Raw genomic sequence first — 16,669 nt, forward strand, 5'->3', positions numbered from 1 at the left:
CGCCGGAACCGGCCCTGCACCGGCCGGGGTCGGCGCCCGCGCCCCCGCCGCCCGTCACCGGCCGGCTCAGCGCACCCACGCCGCTCCCGGGTGCCGGTGGCACGGCCGTCGGGCTGGGCAGCCACCGCACCTCCGCGGTTCCCGACCGCCCCGACCTTCCGCGGCGCAGCGCCCAGCAGCACCTCGTCCCCGAACTGCGCACCGATCCCCCCGCCTTCACCAGCGGCGGCGAGATCGCGGTGCACGACCCGGGGCTGATGGCGGCCTTCCGCCGGGGCATCAGCCTCGCCGAACCCGACGCGTGAGCACCCGAACCCCCACCCCCGCACCGGGTACCGACCGCCGCGCTCGCGGCCCCTGCCACCCGGACCGACGACCAGCCCACACGAGGAGACGAAGGAGACAGTGGCGACGATGGTGACCGACGGCCCCAACGGCCGGCCAGCGGACCTCTCCTGGCTGCTGACCGGCCTGCTGCAGCGGGTCCCCCACGCCGACAGCGCGGTTCTGCTCTCCAGCGACGGTCTGGTGAAGGCCGCCGACGGACTGGACAGCGACGCCGCGGACCACCTGGCCGCGCTCGCCTCCGGCCTGTACTCGCTCGCTCGCAGCGCCGGGGTGCGCTTCGGCGACGGCGGTGAGGTCCGGCAGGTCGTGGTCGAACTCGACTCCACCCTCCTGTTCGTCGCCACCGCGGGCCACGGCGCGGTGCTCGCGGTCCTGGCGGGCCGCGAGGCCGACGCGGCGGTCCTCGGCTACGAGATGGCGATGCTCGTCAAGAGCGCCCGCCCGTCGCTGATGACCCCGGACCGCCGGTCGGCCGGGCAGTGAGGGCGGCGGCGCGCGCGCCGGAACCGGTGCTGCTCGACGACGAGGCCGGCCGGCTGATCCGCCCGTACACCGTCTGCGGCGGCCGGACCAGGCCGACCTCCGACTTCGACCTGCTCACCCTGGTGCGCGCCACCGGCCGCGGCACCCACGGCTACCTCGACCCCGACCACAGCCAGGTGCTGCTGCTGTGCCGGGACGCGACCCCGGTCGCCGAGATCGCCGCCCACGTGCGGCTGCCCGCGACGGTGACCAAGGTGCTCCTGTCCGACCTGGTCGATTGCGGTGCGGTCACCGTGTCCGCACCGCCCGACCCCGACGTCGACCCCGACCGACATCTGCTGGAGGCGGTCCTGCATGGACTCCGTACGCGGCTCTGACGCCCCACCGCGCCCCTTTCCCACACCGCTCAAGATCCTGGTGGCCGGCGGCTTCGGCGCCGGCAAGACGACCCTGGTCGGCGCCGTCAGTGAGATCGAGCCGCTCTCCACGGAGGAGCTGCTGACCCAGGTGAGCGCCGGCACCGACAGCCTGGAGGGGGTGGAGGACAAGCACACCACCACCGTGGCCATGGACTTCGGCCGCATCACCCTCAACGACCGCCATGTGCTCTACCTGTTCGGCACGCCGGGCCAGGAGCGGTTCTGGTTCATGTGGGACGAACTCTGCGCCGGGGCGCTGGGCGCCGTCGTCGTCGCCGACACCCGCAGACTCGCCGACTGCTTCCCGGCCGTCGACTTCTTCGAGCGGCGCGACCTCGGTTTCGTCGTGGCCATCAACGAGTTCGACCAGGGCCACCGCTACAGCGCCGAGGAGATCCGGACGGCGCTCGACCTCTCGCCCACCGTGCCGGTCATCAACTGCGACGCGCGGCTCTCCTCGTCCGGCACCTCGGTTCTCGTCACCCTCGTCAAGCACCTGATCGAAACAAGGAGTGACCATGACGAGACGGTACGACCCCACGAGCCGTCTGCTGCTCACCCCTGAGGACCCGCACGCGGCGGCGCGGGTCGGCCGCCTCGCGGAGCTCGGTCTCGGCCCCGGGACGCGGGGCCCGCTCGACGCCTTCGACGGGTTCGCCCGGCGCATGGCGACCGCGCTGGCGGCCCCGTACGCGATGGTCAACTTCATCGACGAGCGGCAGCAGTTCTTCGCCGGCCTCCACCGGCCCCGGGAGGGGGCGCCGGGCGCCGCTGCCGCGCCGGCCGCCCGGGACGCCGCCGTCCGGACCATGCCGCGCGGCCACGGGTACTGCCCGCACGTCGTCGTCCGACGCGCCGCCCTGGTGCTGGAGGACGTCCTGGACTACCCGCGGTTCGCGGGGAACCCGGTGGTCGAGGAGATGGGCATCCGCGCCTACCTGGGCGCCCCGCTGCTGGAGGCGGCGGGGCCGGCGCTGGGCACGGTGTGCGTGGCCGACACCCGGCCGCGCCCCTGGGGCAGGGACGGACTGGAGACGATCAAGGGATTCGCGGGGGAGCTGACCGCGGAGCTCACCGGCGGGCGGCGCTGACGCGGCGCCCGCTGTCCCCGGCGGAGAGCCGGACGGGCGGCCCGCGGTGTCCCCACCGCGGGCCGGCCGTCGTCGCGTCACGACCCGGAGGTCGCCGGCGGCCGCTTACTCGTCGCCGGCGCCGAACCGCTCCTTGAAGGCGTCGAGGTCGTCCTCGGTGATCTTCGCGAACAGCACCGGGGGCACCGTGAACGGGGTACCGGCCGGGACCGAGTCCAGCGCCCGCGCCTGCTCCGGCGAGACCCACGAGGCGCTGTCGCCGGGGAGGTCGAACGCCTGTCGCATGGCGCGGGCGGAGGCGGGCACGAACGGCTCCGATACCACGGAGTACAGGTGGATCAGGTTCATCGCGGTCCGCAGCGTCAGCGCCGCCGCGTCCTGGTCGGTCTTGATCTCCAGCCAGGGAGCCTTCTCCTCCAGGTAGGAGTTGCCCGCGCTCCACAGCGCCCGCAGCGCCTGCGCCGCCTTGCGGAACCGCAGCGCCTCCATGTGCTCCTCGTACTCGGCCAGCAGCCCGGCGATCTCCTCGCCCAGCTTGGCCTCCGCCTCGCCCGCGGCGGCGCCGGCCGGGACCTCGTCGCCGAACCGCTTGCGGGAGAAGGAGAGGACCCGGTTGACGAAGTTGCCGAGGATGTCCGCCAGGTCCTTGTTGACGGTCCCCGCGAACACCTCCCAGGTGAAGCTGGTGTCGTCCGACTCCGGCGCCTGGGCCATCAGGAAGTAGCGCCAGTAGTCGGCCGGCAGGATCTCCAGCGCGGCGTCGGTGAAGACGCCCCGGCGCTGCGAGGTGGAGAACTTGCCGCCGTAGTAGGTGAGCCAGTTGAACGCCTTGACCTGGTCGACCTTCTTCCACGGCTCCCGCGTGCCCAGCTGGGTCGCCGGGAACATCACCGTGTGGAACGGCACGTTGTCCTTGGCCATGAACTCGGTGTAGCGCACGTCCGCGGCGGCGTCGCCGTACCACCACGACTGCCAGTCGCGGTCCTGCGGCGCCTGGTCCGCCCACTCCTTGGTGGCGGCGATGTACTCGATCGGCGCGTCGAACCAGACGTAGAAGACCTTGCCCTCGGCGGCGAGCTCCGGCCAGGTGTCGGCCGGCACCGGGACGCCCCAGTCCAGGTCGCGCGTGATCGACCGGTCCTGCAGTCCCTCCGTCAGCCACTTCCGCGCGATGGAGGAGGAGAGGGTCGGCCAGCTCTCGCCGACCTCGTCGATCCAGCGCTCCACCTCGCCGGCGAGGGCCGACTGCAGCAGGAAGAGGTGCTTGGTCTCCCGCACCTCCAGGTCGCTGCTGCCGCTGATCGCGGACCGCGGCTCCACCAGGTCGGTCGGGTCCAGCACCCGGGTGCAGTTCTCGCACTGGTCCCCGCGGGCCTTGTCGTAGCCGCAGTGCGGGCAGGTGCCCTCGATGTAGCGGTCCGGCAGGAACCGGCCGTCGGCGGGCGAGTACACCTGCCGGACCGGGCGCTCCTCGATGAAGCCGTTGGCGTGGAGCGACCGCGCGATGCGCTGCGTGATCTCGACGTTCTGTTCGGAGGACGACCGGCCGAAGTGGTCGAACCGGAGCCCGAACCCCTCGTAGATGGCCTTCTGCGCGTCGTGCTGGCCGGCGCAGAACGTGTCGACGGGCAGCCCGGCGGCGTTGGCGGCCAGCTCGGCGGGGGTGCCGTGCTCGTCGGTGGCGCAGATGTAGAGCGTCTCGTGGCCGCGCTGCCGCAGGTAGCGGGCGTACACGTCCGCCGGGAGCATCGAGCCGACCATGTTCCCCAGGTGCTTGATCCCGTTGATGTACGGCAGGGCACTGGTGATGAGGTGTCGGGTCATCCTCGGATGCTCCAAATGTTCGAGTTGCGTACGGATCGGGCCCGCGCGCGGGGTACCGGGCGGTGACGTCCGCGCCGAGCGGGCCGGTGCGCGCAGGGTGCGGGGCGGCCGGGCTCCCGGGACGGTGCGGCGCCGCCCTCATCCTAACGATCCGAGGGCGGCGCCCACCGCCGTCATCCGCAGGGTGGGCGGGACGACGGGCGGGCGGCGCGACGCGGCGGCACCGACCGCCGCGACCGGGTCACGGTCGGTTCGTGGCGGCGCGACGCGGCGGCACCGACCGCCGCGACCGGGTCACGGTCGGTTCGCGGCCGGGGCACCCGCCCCTGCCCTCAGACGGCCTCCGGCAGCCGCTCCGGCGGTCCGGGACGTGCGTAGTACCAGCCCTGCGCCGAGTCGCAGCCGAGCTCGCGCAGCCGCTCCGCCTGGTTGCAGGTCTCCACGCCCTCCACCGTGACCGACAGCTCCAGGGCGTGCGCCAGCGACACGATCCCCTCGACGATCTTCATGTCGACCGGGTCGGCCGGGTGCTGCTGGAGCCCCTCGCTGAACGATCGGTCCAGCTTGAGGGTGCTCACCGGCAGCCGTCGCAGGCTGGCCAGGTTGGAGTAGCCGGTGCCGAAGTCGTCCAGGGCGATGCCCACGCCGAGGTCGGCGAGCTGCCGCAGCGGCTTCAGCTCGTGGTCGTCGGCCCGCACCATCGCCGACTCCGTGATCTCCAGGCAGAGCGACCCCGGCGGCAGCCCGAACTCGTCGAGCACCGCGACGGTCTCGTCCACCAGGTCCGGATGGTTGAGCTGCCGGGGCGAGAGGTTGACGTTCAACCGCAGCGGCCGCGACCCGCCGATGCCCTGCACCTGCCACTCGCAGGCCTGCCGCACCGACTCCCGCAGCACCCACCTGCCGAGCGGCACGATCAGCCCGGTGTGCTCCGCGAGCGGGATGAACCGGTCCGGCCCCAGCACCCCGTGGCGGGGGTGGCTCCACCGCACCAGCGCCTCGGCCCCCTCCAGCGAGCCGTCCTCCATCCGGATCAGCGGCTGGTACTCGATGAAGAACTCCGAGCCCTTCAGCGCCGCCGGCAGGTGGTGCGTCAGGTGGTGCCGGCTGATCGCCCGGGCGTCGGAGTCCGGGTCGGCCAGCGCGTACCGGTTCCCCCCGTCCGCCTTGGCCCGGTACATCGTGATGTCGGCGCTGCGCAGGATCTCGTTGGCGTTCAGCTCCGCGGTGGGGCCCTCCACCACGCCGATGCTCGCGCGGACCATCAGCTCGCGGCCGTCGACCTCCACCGGGGTCGCCAGTTCGTCCAGCAGCGCCTGCGCGAGGTCGGTCACCGCCTTCCTCGACGGCGGGTCCACGTAGAGCGCGACGAACTCGTCGCCGCCGATGCGCGCGATCAGCTGACCCGGCTCGGCGGCGCACATGCTGAGCCGCTCACCCACGGCGATGAGCAGCCGGTCCCCGACCGCGTGCCCGAGGCTGTCGTTGACCGCCTTGAATCCGTCGAGGTCGAGGTAGCACAGCCCCACCCTGCGCCTGCCGGGGGAGGGCGCGACCGCCTGCTCCAGCCGCTCGAAGAACATCGCCCGGTTCGGCAGCTCCGTGAGCGCGTCGTGCGTCGCCTGGTAGCGCAGCCGCAGGTTGAGGAGCCGCCGCTCCGTGATGTCCTCCACCATGGCCAGCATGTACTGCGGCCGCGAGTCCGCGTCCCGCAGCAGCGAGACCGTCAGGTTGGTCCACAGCGAGGTGCCGTCCAGGCGCTGGTACGGCTTCTCCACCTGGTAGTGGTCCCGCTCGCCGCGCCGCAGCTCCGCCTGCATGCGCCACACCTCCGGACCGTCGTCCGGGTGGGTCCAGTCCGCGATGTTGCTCGCCCGCACCTGGTGCTCCGCGATGCCCAGCATCCGGTTCATGGCCCGGTTGGTGTCCATGATGTGGCCGTCCATGTCGGCGATGCCGATGCCGACCGCCGCGTCCTCGAACACCGCGCGGAACCGCGTCTCGCTCTCGTGCAGCGCCCGCGCCACTGCCGCCTGCGCGGACAGCGTCGCCCGGGAGAGCGCCTCCTGCTCGCTGCGGGTTCGCTGCTGCAACGAGGCGGCGTAGCCGGACGCCATGGCGTGCTGGAGCCGGCCGCAGCGCACCCGGATCTCCTCGGCGTCCAGACCGCTGCCCGCGCCGCAGTACAGCGGCAGGTAGGCGTCGATGATCCCCAGGATGCGCGGCAGCGCCTCGGCGGTCGTGCAGTGGGCGTCCACCAGTGCCTCGCCCACGTGCCGGCCCGCCTCGGGGGAGAAGTGCCGGGCGTGCAGTGCGTCCGTCAGTTGTTCGGTCAGGCTCACCAGGTGGGCCTCGAACTCGTCGCGCGTCATGGAGGTCGCGGTCTCCGGATAGACGGCGCGGCACCAGATGCGGGCGAACCGCCGCGGCCCGTCACCGCGGCGGCCGGTGTCCCCGCCGGCTGCCGGAGGCTCCTCCTGCGGGGGGTTCACGCCTTGCGCCCTGCCCCAGCGAGCCCGGTGAACGCCGCCGGGTCCTCCTTGTCGACCGGGGTGTCCGGGCGCCAGTTCGGCAGCAGGACCACCCCGGGCTCCACCAGCTCGAACCCGTCGAAGAGAGCCTCGATCTCGGCGCGGCCCCGCATCACGAAGGTCGACCCGCTCTTGCGGTAGACGTCGGTCACGGCGTCGCCCTGCTCGGAGGTGCGCGGGCCGCCGTCGGTGGAGGCGTGGCTGAGGATCAGCATGCTGCCGGGCGCGAGCCGGTCCCGGTACTCGGCGATCAGCTGCGCCGGCTTGTCGGACTCCTCGATGAAGTGCAGCAGCGCCACCAGCATGAGCGCGACGGGCCGGTCGAAGTCCAGCAGCCGCCGGGCCTCCGGGCTGTCCAGGACCGCTCGCGGGGAGCGGAAGTCCGCGGCCACGACGCCCGTCCGCTCGTCGCCGTCGAGGACGGCCTGGCTGTGTGCGACCGCGACGGGGTCGTTGTCGACGTAGACCACCCGGGCCTCGTCGCTGGCGGCCTGCGCCACCTCGTGGACGTTGCCGAAGGTGGGTATCCCCGACCCGATGTCGAGGAACTGGGTGATGCCCTCGGAGACGGCGAACCGCACCGTGCGGCGCATGAACGCCCGGTTGGCCTGCATGATCTTCGGCAGACCCGGGAACGCGTCGACCGCCCGGCGGGCAGCCGCCCGGTCCACCTCGAAGTTGTGGGAGCCCCCGAGGTAGTAGTCGTACATGCGGGAGACACTCGGCACCGACAGGTCGACACCCTGGGGTGCCCACACGGGTCGCTCCATCAACAGCTCCTGATCATCAGTGAATTGGCGGCGCTTGCCAGAGCGTACTGACCATACGGGAGCGGTGGGAAGGAAGTGGCCGACCGGAGGCGCGTGACAGCCGTGTTCCGGGCATCGCGCGGACGCCGGGAGCGCGCCCCCGGGCTCCGCTTCGCCGGGGCGCGCCGACGGCAACCGTGCCGTTGTCAGCCGTGCCGTCGTCAGCTCGCGGTGGACACGGCTGGGGCGGGCGGCACGCCACCGCGAGCGGGAGCACCGCGTCAGCCGCTCCGCCCTGCCCGCGGCTCGGCCGGCCGGGCCGCGGGCAGGGGGCGCCTACGGCTCGCGCAGCGGGGGTGTCCTCCCCCTCAGAGCGGCACGCCGTTGCCGCGCAGGTAGCCGACAGGGTCGATGTCGCTGCCGAAGCCCTGGCCCGTCCTGATCTCGAAGTGCAGGTGCGGGCCGGAGGAGTTGCCCGTCGACCCCACACGCCCGACCTGCTGGCCGGTGGTCACCTTCTGGCCCGCGGAGACCGAGATCGCGGAGAGGTGCGCGTACTGGCTGAACCTGCCGTCGTTGTGCCGGACGATCACCTCGTAGCCGAAGGAACCGGCCCAACCGGCGGAGACCACTGTGCCGTTGGTCACCGACCGCACCGAGGTGCCCATGCCCACCGGGAAGTCCACCCCGGTGTGGTAGCCCTGGGACCACGAACTGCCGGTGGCACGGTAGGAGGTGCCCGTGCCCCCGGCGACGGGGGAGGTGTAGGCCGCGGTCGACGCGCGTTCCGCGTCCCGGGACGCCTTCTCCGCGGCGGCCTTCTCCGCCGCCGCCTTCTCTGCTGCGGCCTTTTCGGCTGCCGCCTTCTCCGCGGCAGCCTTGTCCGCGGCGGCCTTCTCTGCTGCGGCCTTCTTCTCGGCCTCGCGCTGCTCCGCCCGCTCGCGCTCCGCCTGTTCGGCCGCGGCCTTCTCCTGCGCGGCCGCCCGCTCCTCCGCGGCAGCGCTGTCGCCTGCGGCGGCCACCGAGCCCGCGCTGCGTTGCCGCTCCGTCGGAACCGGCTCGGCGACGTCCTTCGAAGGGGCCGGGGCCGAGGCATTCGCGAGGGACAGCCGCTGGCCCGGGTGGATCAGGTCCGGGTTCTTCCCGATGACCGAACGGTTCAATTCGTACAGCGACTGCCAGCCACCGGGAACGCGATGGGTGTCGGCGATCTCCGAGAGGTTGTCACCCGCCTCGACCTCGTGCAGCGCGGCCGCCGCCCCCTGGCCCCGGGCAGCCGATCCGCCACGCTCCTGCACGCCGGTCGCGGTCGACTGCGGTGCGGGCGCCGGCTCCGGCCGCGGGGCGGCCCCCGTAGCATCGGCAGCCAGCCCCGCCCGCTCGGAGCAGGTGGGCCATGCCTGCGGTCCCTGCCCGTCGAGGACCTTCTCCGCGACGGCGATCTGCTCCTCGCGGGTGGCCAGGTCGGCGCGGGCGGCGTAGGCCGTCCCTCCGAACTGCTCCCAGGTGCTCTGCCGGAACTGGAGACCACCGAAGTGGCCGTTCCCGCTGTTGATCGCCCAGTCCTCGCTCGACTCGCACTCGGCGACCTTGTCCCAGGTGGCCGAGGACGCCGCGCCGGCCGTGGCCGCGCTGAGCAGGGGGAGGGCGAGGCCGGCGCCACCGGCCGTCACCGTCAGAGAGGCCCGGGAAACGGGGCCGGGGCGGTAGCGGCGGTGGCGTCCGCGTGCAGTCATCGAGTCCTCCGGGGCATGGGACGTCCCTGTGGCGCCCTCAGCATATGGCCCGATGAAGCGAGTTGTCCGTAAGTCCGGAATAATGCCCGGAGCGCCGGGCGGTATCCGGCCAGGGCCCGCCGCCGACCGTGCCGCGCCCGGCCGGAAGTGCCCTGGCAGCACCGACCGACACCTCTCCCGCCGCTCCGCCGGGACCCGCTTCGCCCTCCCGGGTACGTCCGGAACCGGGCGGTGGGTCCGGGGCCGCAGCGGGTAGGCGACCACGGGCCCCGGCACCGGGCCGGAGCCCCCGACCGCCCCGTCCCAGGGCCGCCCGTCAGCGGTGGCCCGCCACCGGCCGCACCGTCATACTTGACCTGCTCGCCGTCCTGCCCCGGGAGACACCGTGACCACCGCCACCAGGACCACCCCCCTCGCCCGGCTGCGGTCCGCCGCCCTGGCACTGCGCCCGGCCTCCTTCGGGGCCGAGCCCGCGGGGGAGCGCCTGGAGCGGCTGCGGCGCTCACCCCACTTCCGCGAGGGCGGGTTCCACAACGAGCGGACGATCTCCACCACCCCGAGCGGTGACGGGACCCCCTCGCTGGTGCGCGCCATGCTGCGCCGCGAGGACCGCCGCCGGCGACGCCCCGCGGGGCGGCTGCCGCTGGACCGCTCGCTGCCCGCTGTGCCGCCCGCCGGCGGTCTGCGGCTCACCTGGCTCGGCCACGCCACCGTCCTCGTGGAGATCGACGGCCACCGGGTGCTCTTCGACCCCGTCTGGGGGCGCCGCTGCTCGCCGTTCTCCTTCGCCGGGCCGGCGCGCGTCCACGCCGTGCCGGTGGACCTCGCCGACCTCGGCGCCGTCGACGTCGTGGTCATCTCCCACGACCACTACGACCACCTCGACATGCCCACCGTGCGCGCCCTGGCCGCGAGCGGCACCCGGTTCGCCGTGCCGCTGGGTGTCGGCGCGCACCTGGAGCACTGGGGCGTTCCGGCGGAGCAGATCACCGAACTGGACTGGAACGAGTCCACCGCCGTCGGCGAACTGACGCTCACCGCCACGCCGGGCCAGCACTTCTGCGGCCGCGGCCTGCGCCGCCGGGCGCTGACCCTGTGGGCGTCCTGGGCGGTGGCGGGCCCGGAGCACCGCGTCTTCCACAGCGGTGACACCGGCTACTTCCCCGGCTTCGCCCGCATCGGCGAGGAGCACGGCCCGTTCGACGCCACCATGATGCAGATCGGCGCCTACAGCGACTACTGGCCCGACGTCCACATGACACCCGAGGAGGGCCTGCAGGCCCACCGCGACCTCGACGGCGGGGTCCTCCTCCCCATCCACTGGGGAACCTTCAACCTGGCTCTGCACTCCTGGGACGAGCCCGTGGAGCGGACGGTCGCCGCCGCCGAGGCGGCCGGTGTCCGCTACGCCGTGCCGGTGCCCGGCGGATCGTTCGAACCTGCCGCCGAGCTGCCGACCGCGCCCTGGTGGCGGCCGCACGCCGTCGGCGGGCCGGCGCCCGGGGCGGGCGCCGCCGGTGCCGACACCGCAGGCCGGACGCCGTCCAGCACCCACGGCGAGACGACCGGCACCGCCCCGGCCGGCTGACGCCCCGTCGCGGTCTGTCGCGGGGGCGGCGCCCGGCAGCCGGACGCCGCACCCGCGCGGCTCACTCCCAGCGGTGGAACCCCTGGCCGCTCTTGCGGCCCAACTCGCCCCGGGCCACCTTCTCGCGGAGCAGCCGGGGCGGGGCGAACCGCTCGCCGAGCGTGGCGTGGAGGTGGTCGGCGATGGCCAGCCGCACGTCCAGCCCCACGAGGTCGGTGAGACGCAGCGGCCCCATCGGGTGCCGGTAGCCGAGCGTCATCGCCCGGTCGATGGCCTCGGGGTCCGCCACGCCCTCCTCCACCATCCGGATCGCCTCCAGCCCCAGCGCCACACCGAGGCGGCTGGAGGCGAAGCCGGGGGAGTCCCGGACGACGACGTCCTCCTTGCCCAGCGCCGCGGTCCAGGCGAGGGCCGCCCGCACCACCTGGGGGTCGGTGGCCCCGGTGGTGACCAGCTCCACCAGTGCCGAGGCAGGCACCGGGTTGAAGAAGTGCATGCCGAGGAAGCGCTCGGGCCGCTGGAGCACCGTGGCCAGCTCGGTCAACGACAGCGAACTCGTGTTGGAGGCGAGCACCGCGGCCGGGCCCACCGCCTGTTCCGCCGCGGCGAGCAACCGGGCCTTGAGCGCCGCGTCCTCCGGCACCGCCTCCACCACCAGCTCCGTCTCCGCCGGAAGGCCGTCCAGCGAGACGGCGGCCGAGACCCGGTCGGCCACGCCCGCGGGCGCCTCGGTGAGGTGGCCGCGAGCGTGCGCCCTGTGCAGGCTCTCGCCGATCGACTGCACGGCCGCCGCGGCCCGGCCGCCGTCGCTCTCCACGACGACGACCCGGGAGCCCGCGGTCGCGAAGGCCTGCGCGATGCCCGCGCCCATGCGGCCCCCACCGATCACCGCGGCGAGGAGCGGCGGGGCGGTCGGGAGCGGGGGGAGGCCCCCGGTGGTGGTGCCCGCGGTGCGGTCGCTGTCGGGGGAGAGGGGCGGTCCCTGCGTCATCTCTGCTCCGTCTGATCGGTCGTCCGGTTCCCTGGCCGCTGCCACCGTGCCCGGCCGGTGACGGCGCGCCGCGGTGTGACCCGCGGCGCGGTGGTGGCCCTGCGGAGTGCCGCCGGGGCGGTCGGGCGGCGCGGCCGCCCCAGCGTAGCGCCTGAACCGAATGGTCGGTCGGGTCGTGCGCGGGGTTTCGCGGCACGCCGCCGGGCGGAGCGCGCCGGTAGAGTGCGGCCATGGCAGCCGAGGACGACGCCCCACCCGCCGGTGCCGCCCCCACCGCCGACCCGGCCGCCGCCCCCGATCCGGCCGCGAGCTGGGACCGGCTGTCCGCCGTCGGCCCGTTCTTCACCCTCGGCACGGCACCGCCCCCGCCGGGCGCCGTACCGCTCGCCGCCCTGCGCGACGGGGACACCCGGCCCTGGGAACGCCGCCTCGACCACATCGCCTCCCGGCTCGGGACGGACCAGCGCCGCGTGGCCGCCTCGCTCGCCTACCAGGGGCTCGCCTCCCGGCTGTGGTCCGTCGCCCTCGCGTCGGCGTCGGTCCTGGGGGCGGTGCCCCGGCTGACGCCGGAACAGCTGTACTGGCTGCCCGAGGGCAGCACCCCGGACGACCTCTGGACGACCGAGCCGCTCCCCGCCGCCCCCGCGCCCGGGCCCTTGTCGGCGGACCCGGACGGGCCCGATCGGCCGCGCCCGACCGGCTCGGTGGCGCTGCCTCCGGCGACCGCGGCCGCCGTCCACCGGGCCGTCCACACCGCGCACCTGGAACCCCTGGCGCACAGTCTCCGGGCCACCACTCCGATCGCGCCCGCACTGCTGCGCGGCAACTCGGCCTCCGCCCTGGCCGGCGCCGGCCGCCAACTGCTCGACTGGGCGCGGCGGGCCCGCGCGCCCCGCGCGGCCGAGCGGGCCGCCACCCTCACCGCGGCGCTGCTGCACCACCCCGGGACGCGTCCCGAGTGGACCGAGGACTCCGGGGCGTTCCGGCGGCGCAGCTGCTGCCTGTACTACCGGGTGCCCGGGGGCGGACTCTGCGGGGACTGCGTCCTCGACAGGCCGCCCCGCACCGGCACGGACTGACGCGGCGTCGGCCGGACCGTCCCGGGCCTGCCCCCCCGTGGCGCAGAACAGCCCGTCGCCGTGACGCGGACGGCCGCCGGCCGCCTCCGCTGCGCTAGGGTCGCAGCTGCCCGCGCGCCCGGCTCCGGCCCCGCCCGCGGCCACCACATCCGGGGAGGGACACCGCGCACCGCACGCCAGTGAGGCGTGACGGCGCGGTAGGAGGGGCGGGCCATGGGGACACCTCCGGGGGAGGGGCGCGCCGAACGCCCCACCGACGACAGTCCAGCGGGGAGCAGGCCCGGCGGGCAGCAGCCACGCCCCGGTCCCGCACACACGGGAGGGGACCGCACCGCCGACCGTCCGCAGGCGGCCGAGCCCCACGCGCCCACCGCAGCGCAGCCGCCCGCGCTGCCGCGACCGCACCGGATCGTCCTCATGGCCGCCGCAGGGGCCATGGCCCTCGGCGTGACCCTCCACATGGGGGCCACCTTCCTGCACGTCGCGCCCGAGAACGTGCTGCGCCAGGAGCACGGGCCGGCCATCCGCGGCTATCTCTACCCCGAGTTCCGGCAGGCCTGGAACCTGTTCGCCCCCGAGCTGCCGACCAGCGACGTCACACTGCACGCCCGAGCCACCGTCCGCGACGGAGCCGGGGAGCGGACCACCACGCCCTGGACCGACGTCTCCGCGCCCGACCTCGCCGAGCTGAGTTCGGGGCCGCTGCCCAGCCGGGGCCGCCACCAACTGCGCAAACTCTGGAGCGACATCAGAGCACTGGGCGCCCAGGACGGCCAGGTGACCGGAGCCCGCGCCGACGACCTGCGGACCGCTACGGCCCGGATCGCGCTGGACCGCCTCGACCTGCCCGAGGGCGAGATCGAGTCCGTCCAGTTCCGCACCGTCACCACCCCCATTCCCCCGCCCCGGTGGGCCGGGGGGCAGCACGCCGCCGAGCCCGAGGTCACGGAGCACGGCTGGTGGTCGCTGCCCGTCGGCGAGACGTCCGCACCGTCCGACGCGGCCCCTGAGCCGCCCGCGGGACCGGAGGTCGGACGATGAGCCCCGACGAGGCGGTCGGCCCGGACCGCACACTCGCCGGCGCCGGCGCCGGGGTGCCACCTCATGCCGCCGCCCCGCAGGCGGACCGGCGGCCCGCCTCCGCCGCCTCGCACCCGCCGCCCGGCGGGCCGGGGGGCGACGGCTTCACGGGCGGCTGGACCGATCGCGCCTCGCGCCGCCCCCACGCCACGCGGCAGTCGGCCGTCGTCCGGATCGCCGTCGGCGCGATCTGGCTCGCGATCCTGCTCCGCGAATGGCCCAACCGCCACCAGATCTGGGGCCCGGACGCCCCCTGGACCCAGGACGCCGCCCGCCGCACGGTCGCCGACAGCGGCGGGTTCACCGTCCTCACCTGGGTGGACGGCTCCTGGTGGTTCGAGCTCTGCTACCTGGCGGCGATCTGCGTCGCCGTCTGCGTGGTGCTCGGCTGGCGCACCCGCGCCACCACCGTCCTGCTCGCGCTGTCCGTCATGTCCTTCCAGCACCGCAACGACTTCGTGCTCAACGCGGGCGAGAACATCCTCCGCATCGCCGCCGTCTACCTCGTGCTCACCCGCTGCGCGCACGTCTGGTCGCTGGACGCCGCCCGCCTGCGGAGGCTCGGCGCCACGCGGTGGAGCGAGGCAGCGCGCAAGGGTGCAGCCGAGGACCGGGGCGCCGCCGTCGTCTGGATCGTCACCGGCGCACTGCTGACCGCGGCGGCACTCACCGGCAACCTCACCCCCGCGTGGACCGTGCTGCTCGCCGGCGTCTGGGCCGCGCACGGCATCGCCGCGCGACTGCGCCTCGCGGCCTCACCGGCCACCCGGGAGACGGCGGAACGGGTGGGCAACCTGCTCCACAACTCCGGTGTCCTGCTGCTCATGGCGCAGATCTGCCTCGTCTACGCGGCGGCCGGTTGGTACAAGATCCAGGGCAGCACCTGGCAGGACGGCACCGCCGTCCACTGGTCGATGCACATCGGCTTCCTCCAGCCCTGGCCGGCGCTCACCGACCTCGTCACCTCCAACAGCGGCATCGTGCTGCTGCTGACGTACCTCACCGTCGCCGTGCAGGTCGCCTTCCCGTTCTGCCTGCTGAACCGGCGGGTCAAGAACGTCATGCTGTGCGTCATCGTCGCGGAGCACCTCGGCATCGCCGTGCTCATGGGCCTGCCGTTCTTCTCCCTGGCGATGATCGCGGTGGACCTGATCTTCCTCCCCACGGTCTGGCTGCTCCGGGTGGAACACCTCGCGCGGTCGGGGCGCCACCGGCTGCGCCAGTGGAGTGACACGCGACGGTGGCCCGCCGAGTCGAGGGGCGACAGTGGTGACGGCAGCGCGGGCCCTGGTCCGACGGTGCCCGACCGTGCCGCCCCGGACAGCGGCGGTTCGGTCCGCGCGGGTTCGGACGGCGCCGGTTCGGAGGCTGTCGGCCCACCGCGCGGGACCGCGCCACCGGGCGGCGTCGGAGCCGCTGCGGCACTGCCCGAGCCCCGCCGGCCCGACGGCCCGGAGTAGACCCGCGGCCTGCCCGGGGGCCGCACCGTAGAGGTGGCCCGGCCGGGGAAGACAACCGTGCTCGCGGGTGTTGGCGGGACATGGACACCGACACAGCGAACGTCGTCGACAGCGAGGTCGTGGTGATCGGTGCCGGGCAGGCGGGGCTGTCCACCGCCCACCACCTCGCCCGACGCGGACTCGCCCCCGGCACCGAGCTCGTCGTGCTGGACGGCTCCCCGGCGCCGGGCGGTGCCTGGCAGCACCGCTGGCCCACGCTCACCTTCGGACAGGTCCACGGCATCCACGCCCTCCCCGGCATGGAACTGACCGGCGCCGACCCCGACCGGCCGTCGTCGGCCGTCCTCGGCGAGTACTTCGCCGACTACGAGGACCACTACGGCCTGCGGGTCCGGCGACCGGTTCGCGTGCGCCGGGTACGGGACGACGGCGCGGGCCGTCTGCTGGTCGAGACCGACCACGGGGTCTGGCGCACCCGTGCCCTCGTCAACGCCACCGGGACCTGGGAGAGCCCGTTCCGGCCGAACGTACCCGGCCACGATCGCTTCCGCGGTCGGCACCTGCACACCGCCGACTACCGGGGGCCGCAGGAGATGCGCGACGCCCGCGTCGTCGTGGTCGGCGGCGGCACCTCCGCGGTCCAGCACCTGCTGGAGATCGCGCCTCTCGCCCGTTCCACCACCTGGGTGACCCGCCGACCGCCGGTGTTCCGCAGCACGGAGTTCGATCCGGAGGAGGGGCGTCGCGCGGTCGCCCTCGTCGACCGCCGCGTCCGGGCAGGGCTGCCGCCCCGCAGCGTGGTCTCCGTGACCGGCCTGCCGATGAACGAGGCCGTGCGCCGCGGCCGGCAGGACGGCACGCTGGACCGGTTCCCGATGTTCGACGAGATCACCCCCGACGGCGTGGCCTGGGCGGACGGCAGCACCGTGACCGCGGACGTGCTGCTCTGGGCGACCGGGTTCCGCCCCGCCGTACGCCATCTCGCCCCGCTCCGCCTCCGCGAGCCGGGCGGCGGCATCAGCATGGACGGCACCCGCGCCGTCCGTGACCCCCGCGTGCACCTCGTCGGGTACGGACCGTCCGCCTCCACCATCGGCGCCAACCGCGCGGGGCGCGCCGCCGCGCGGGAGATAGACGCGCTGCTCTACGGCGTGCGACCGGCCCGCGACGCCGACGCCAGGGCCCAACCGGTCGCCGCCTGACCCCGGCCCGGAGCCGCGCGGAACCGGAGTGTGACTCCACCGCGCACCGTCCGAACCGGGACCCGCTCGCGCGACGGCAGTCGCGCGG

14 protein-coding genes and 1 pseudogene are annotated in these 16,669 nt (G+C 74.6%); 10 read left to right on the top strand and 5 right to left on the bottom strand.

What is annotated here, in order from left to right; all coding sequences use genetic code 11:
* The 5 genes and pseudogenes from HCN56_RS01140 to HCN56_RS01160 all read left to right on the top strand — a co-directional run.
* Positions 1-305: pseudogene (locus HCN56_RS01140) on the top strand (ATP-binding protein); the annotation flags it as partial.
* Positions 306-414: 109 nt separating this feature from the next.
* Positions 415-831 carry a roadblock/LC7 domain-containing protein gene (locus HCN56_RS01145; protein WP_167967606.1) on the top strand — a complete coding sequence of 139 codons (417 nt, stop codon included), beginning with the start codon at positions 415-417 and terminating at the stop codon, positions 829-831.
* Positions 832-860: 29 nt separating this feature from the next.
* Positions 861-1,208 (top strand): DUF742 domain-containing protein, encoded by a 348-nt coding sequence (locus tag HCN56_RS01150; RefSeq protein WP_167967607.1) that lies wholly within the window; start codon positions 861-863, stop codon positions 1,206-1,208.
* Positions 1,186-1,815 (top strand): GTP-binding protein, encoded by a 630-nt coding sequence (locus HCN56_RS01155; RefSeq protein ID WP_167967517.1) that lies wholly within the window; start codon positions 1,186-1,188, stop codon positions 1,813-1,815. The genes HCN56_RS01150 and HCN56_RS01155 overlap by 23 nt, the downstream gene beginning before the upstream one ends.
* Positions 1,769-2,341 carry a GAF domain-containing protein gene (locus tag HCN56_RS01160; RefSeq protein WP_167967518.1) on the top strand — a complete coding sequence of 191 codons (573 nt, stop codon included), beginning with the start codon at positions 1,769-1,771 and terminating at the stop codon, positions 2,339-2,341. Before HCN56_RS01155 ends, HCN56_RS01160 begins: the two co-directional genes overlap by 47 nt.
* Before the next feature lie 105 nt (positions 2,342-2,446).
* Here the strand turns inward: HCN56_RS01160 and metG are convergent, their stop codons facing one another.
* From metG to HCN56_RS01180, 4 genes are all read right to left on the bottom strand, one after another.
* Entirely contained in the window at positions 2,447-4,165 is a 1,719-nt protein-coding gene (gene metG, locus HCN56_RS01165; protein ID WP_167967519.1) for a methionine--tRNA ligase, read from the bottom strand.
* Between the two features lie 332 nt (positions 4,166-4,497).
* Positions 4,498-6,657, bottom strand: coding sequence for a putative bifunctional diguanylate cyclase/phosphodiesterase (locus HCN56_RS01170; RefSeq protein WP_376770821.1), 2,160 nt, complete (start codon positions 6,655-6,657; stop codon positions 4,498-4,500).
* Positions 6,654-7,466 carry an SAM-dependent methyltransferase gene (locus HCN56_RS01175; protein WP_167967520.1) on the bottom strand — a complete coding sequence of 271 codons (813 nt, stop codon included), beginning with the start codon at positions 7,464-7,466 and terminating at the stop codon, positions 6,654-6,656. Before HCN56_RS01175 ends, HCN56_RS01170 begins: the two co-directional genes overlap by 4 nt.
* A gap of 347 nt (positions 7,467-7,813) precedes the next feature.
* Positions 7,814-9,181: a transglycosylase family protein gene (locus HCN56_RS01180; RefSeq protein WP_167967521.1), complete on the bottom strand. Its 1,368-nt coding sequence runs from the start codon at positions 9,179-9,181 to the stop codon at positions 7,814-7,816.
* A gap of 385 nt (positions 9,182-9,566) precedes the next feature.
* Here HCN56_RS01180 and HCN56_RS01185 point away from each other — a divergent pair, with 385 nt between their 5' ends.
* Positions 9,567-10,769, top strand: coding sequence for an MBL fold metallo-hydrolase (locus HCN56_RS01185; RefSeq protein WP_312870989.1), 1,203 nt, complete (start codon positions 9,567-9,569; stop codon positions 10,767-10,769).
* A gap of 61 nt (positions 10,770-10,830) precedes the next feature.
* Here HCN56_RS01185 and HCN56_RS01190 read toward each other — a convergent pair whose 3' ends face one another.
* Complete coding sequence (locus HCN56_RS01190) at positions 10,831-11,760, bottom strand: 3-hydroxyacyl-CoA dehydrogenase family protein (RefSeq protein WP_167967522.1); 930 nt, start codon at positions 11,758-11,760, stop codon at positions 10,831-10,833.
* Positions 11,761-11,990: 230 nt separating this feature from the next.
* Here HCN56_RS01190 and HCN56_RS01195 point away from each other — a divergent pair, with 230 nt between their 5' ends.
* The 4 genes from HCN56_RS01195 (at position 11,991) to HCN56_RS01210 (ending at position 16,581) form a co-directional block, all read left to right on the top strand.
* A complete protein-coding gene (locus HCN56_RS01195; protein ID WP_167967523.1) occupies positions 11,991-12,839 on the top strand; it encodes a (2Fe-2S)-binding protein in 849 nt (282 codons plus the stop codon).
* A 417-nt stretch (positions 12,840-13,256) separates the two neighbouring features.
* Positions 13,257-13,880, top strand: a complete 624-nt coding sequence (locus HCN56_RS01200; RefSeq protein WP_167967524.1) for a DUF5819 family protein — start codon at positions 13,257-13,259, stop codon at positions 13,878-13,880.
* Complete coding sequence (locus HCN56_RS01205; RefSeq protein WP_167967525.1) at positions 13,877-15,379, top strand: HTTM domain-containing protein; 1,503 nt, start codon at positions 13,877-13,879, stop codon at positions 15,377-15,379. Before HCN56_RS01200 ends, HCN56_RS01205 begins: the two co-directional genes overlap by 4 nt.
* An 80-nt stretch (positions 15,380-15,459) precedes the next feature.
* Complete coding sequence (locus HCN56_RS01210) at positions 15,460-16,581, top strand: FAD-dependent oxidoreductase (protein ID WP_167967526.1); 1,122 nt, start codon at positions 15,460-15,462, stop codon at positions 16,579-16,581.
* Positions 16,582-16,669: the final 88 nt, after the last annotated feature.

The sequence above is a fragment of the Streptomyces lonarensis genome (assembly GCF_012033735.1).
Classification (GTDB): Bacteria; Actinomycetota; Actinomycetes; order Streptomycetales; family Streptomycetaceae; genus Streptomyces; species Streptomyces lonarensis.

Bases quoted from the DNA above. Each gene is read 5' to 3' on its own strand.
- metG (WP_167967519.1), bottom strand. From the start codon at position 4,165: ATGACCCGACACCTCATCACCAGTGCCCTGCCGTACATCAACGGGATC.
- HCN56_RS01205 (WP_167967525.1), top strand. From the start codon at position 13,877: ATGAGCCCCGACGAGGCGGTCGGCCCGGACCGCACACTCGCCGGCGCC.
- HCN56_RS01160 (WP_167967518.1), top strand. From the start codon at position 1,769: ATGACGAGACGGTACGACCCCACGAGCCGTCTGCTGCTCACCCCTGAG.
- HCN56_RS01195 (WP_167967523.1), top strand. From the start codon at position 11,991: ATGGCAGCCGAGGACGACGCCCCACCCGCCGGTGCCGCCCCCACCGCC.
- HCN56_RS01210 (WP_167967526.1), top strand. From the start codon at position 15,460: ATGGACACCGACACAGCGAACGTCGTCGACAGCGAGGTCGTGGTGATC.
- HCN56_RS01145 (WP_167967606.1), top strand. From the start codon at position 415: ATGGTGACCGACGGCCCCAACGGCCGGCCAGCGGACCTCTCCTGGCTG.
- HCN56_RS01200 (WP_167967524.1), top strand. From the start codon at position 13,257: ATGGCCGCCGCAGGGGCCATGGCCCTCGGCGTGACCCTCCACATGGGG.
- HCN56_RS01175 (WP_167967520.1), bottom strand. From the start codon at position 7,466: ATGGAGCGACCCGTGTGGGCACCCCAGGGTGTCGACCTGTCGGTGCCG.
- HCN56_RS01155 (WP_167967517.1), top strand. From the start codon at position 1,186: ATGGACTCCGTACGCGGCTCTGACGCCCCACCGCGCCCCTTTCCCACA.
- HCN56_RS01190 (WP_167967522.1), bottom strand. From the start codon at position 11,760: ATGACGCAGGGACCGCCCCTCTCCCCCGACAGCGACCGCACCGCGGGC.
- HCN56_RS01180 (WP_167967521.1), bottom strand. From the start codon at position 9,181: ATGACTGCACGCGGACGCCACCGCCGCTACCGCCCCGGCCCCGTTTCC.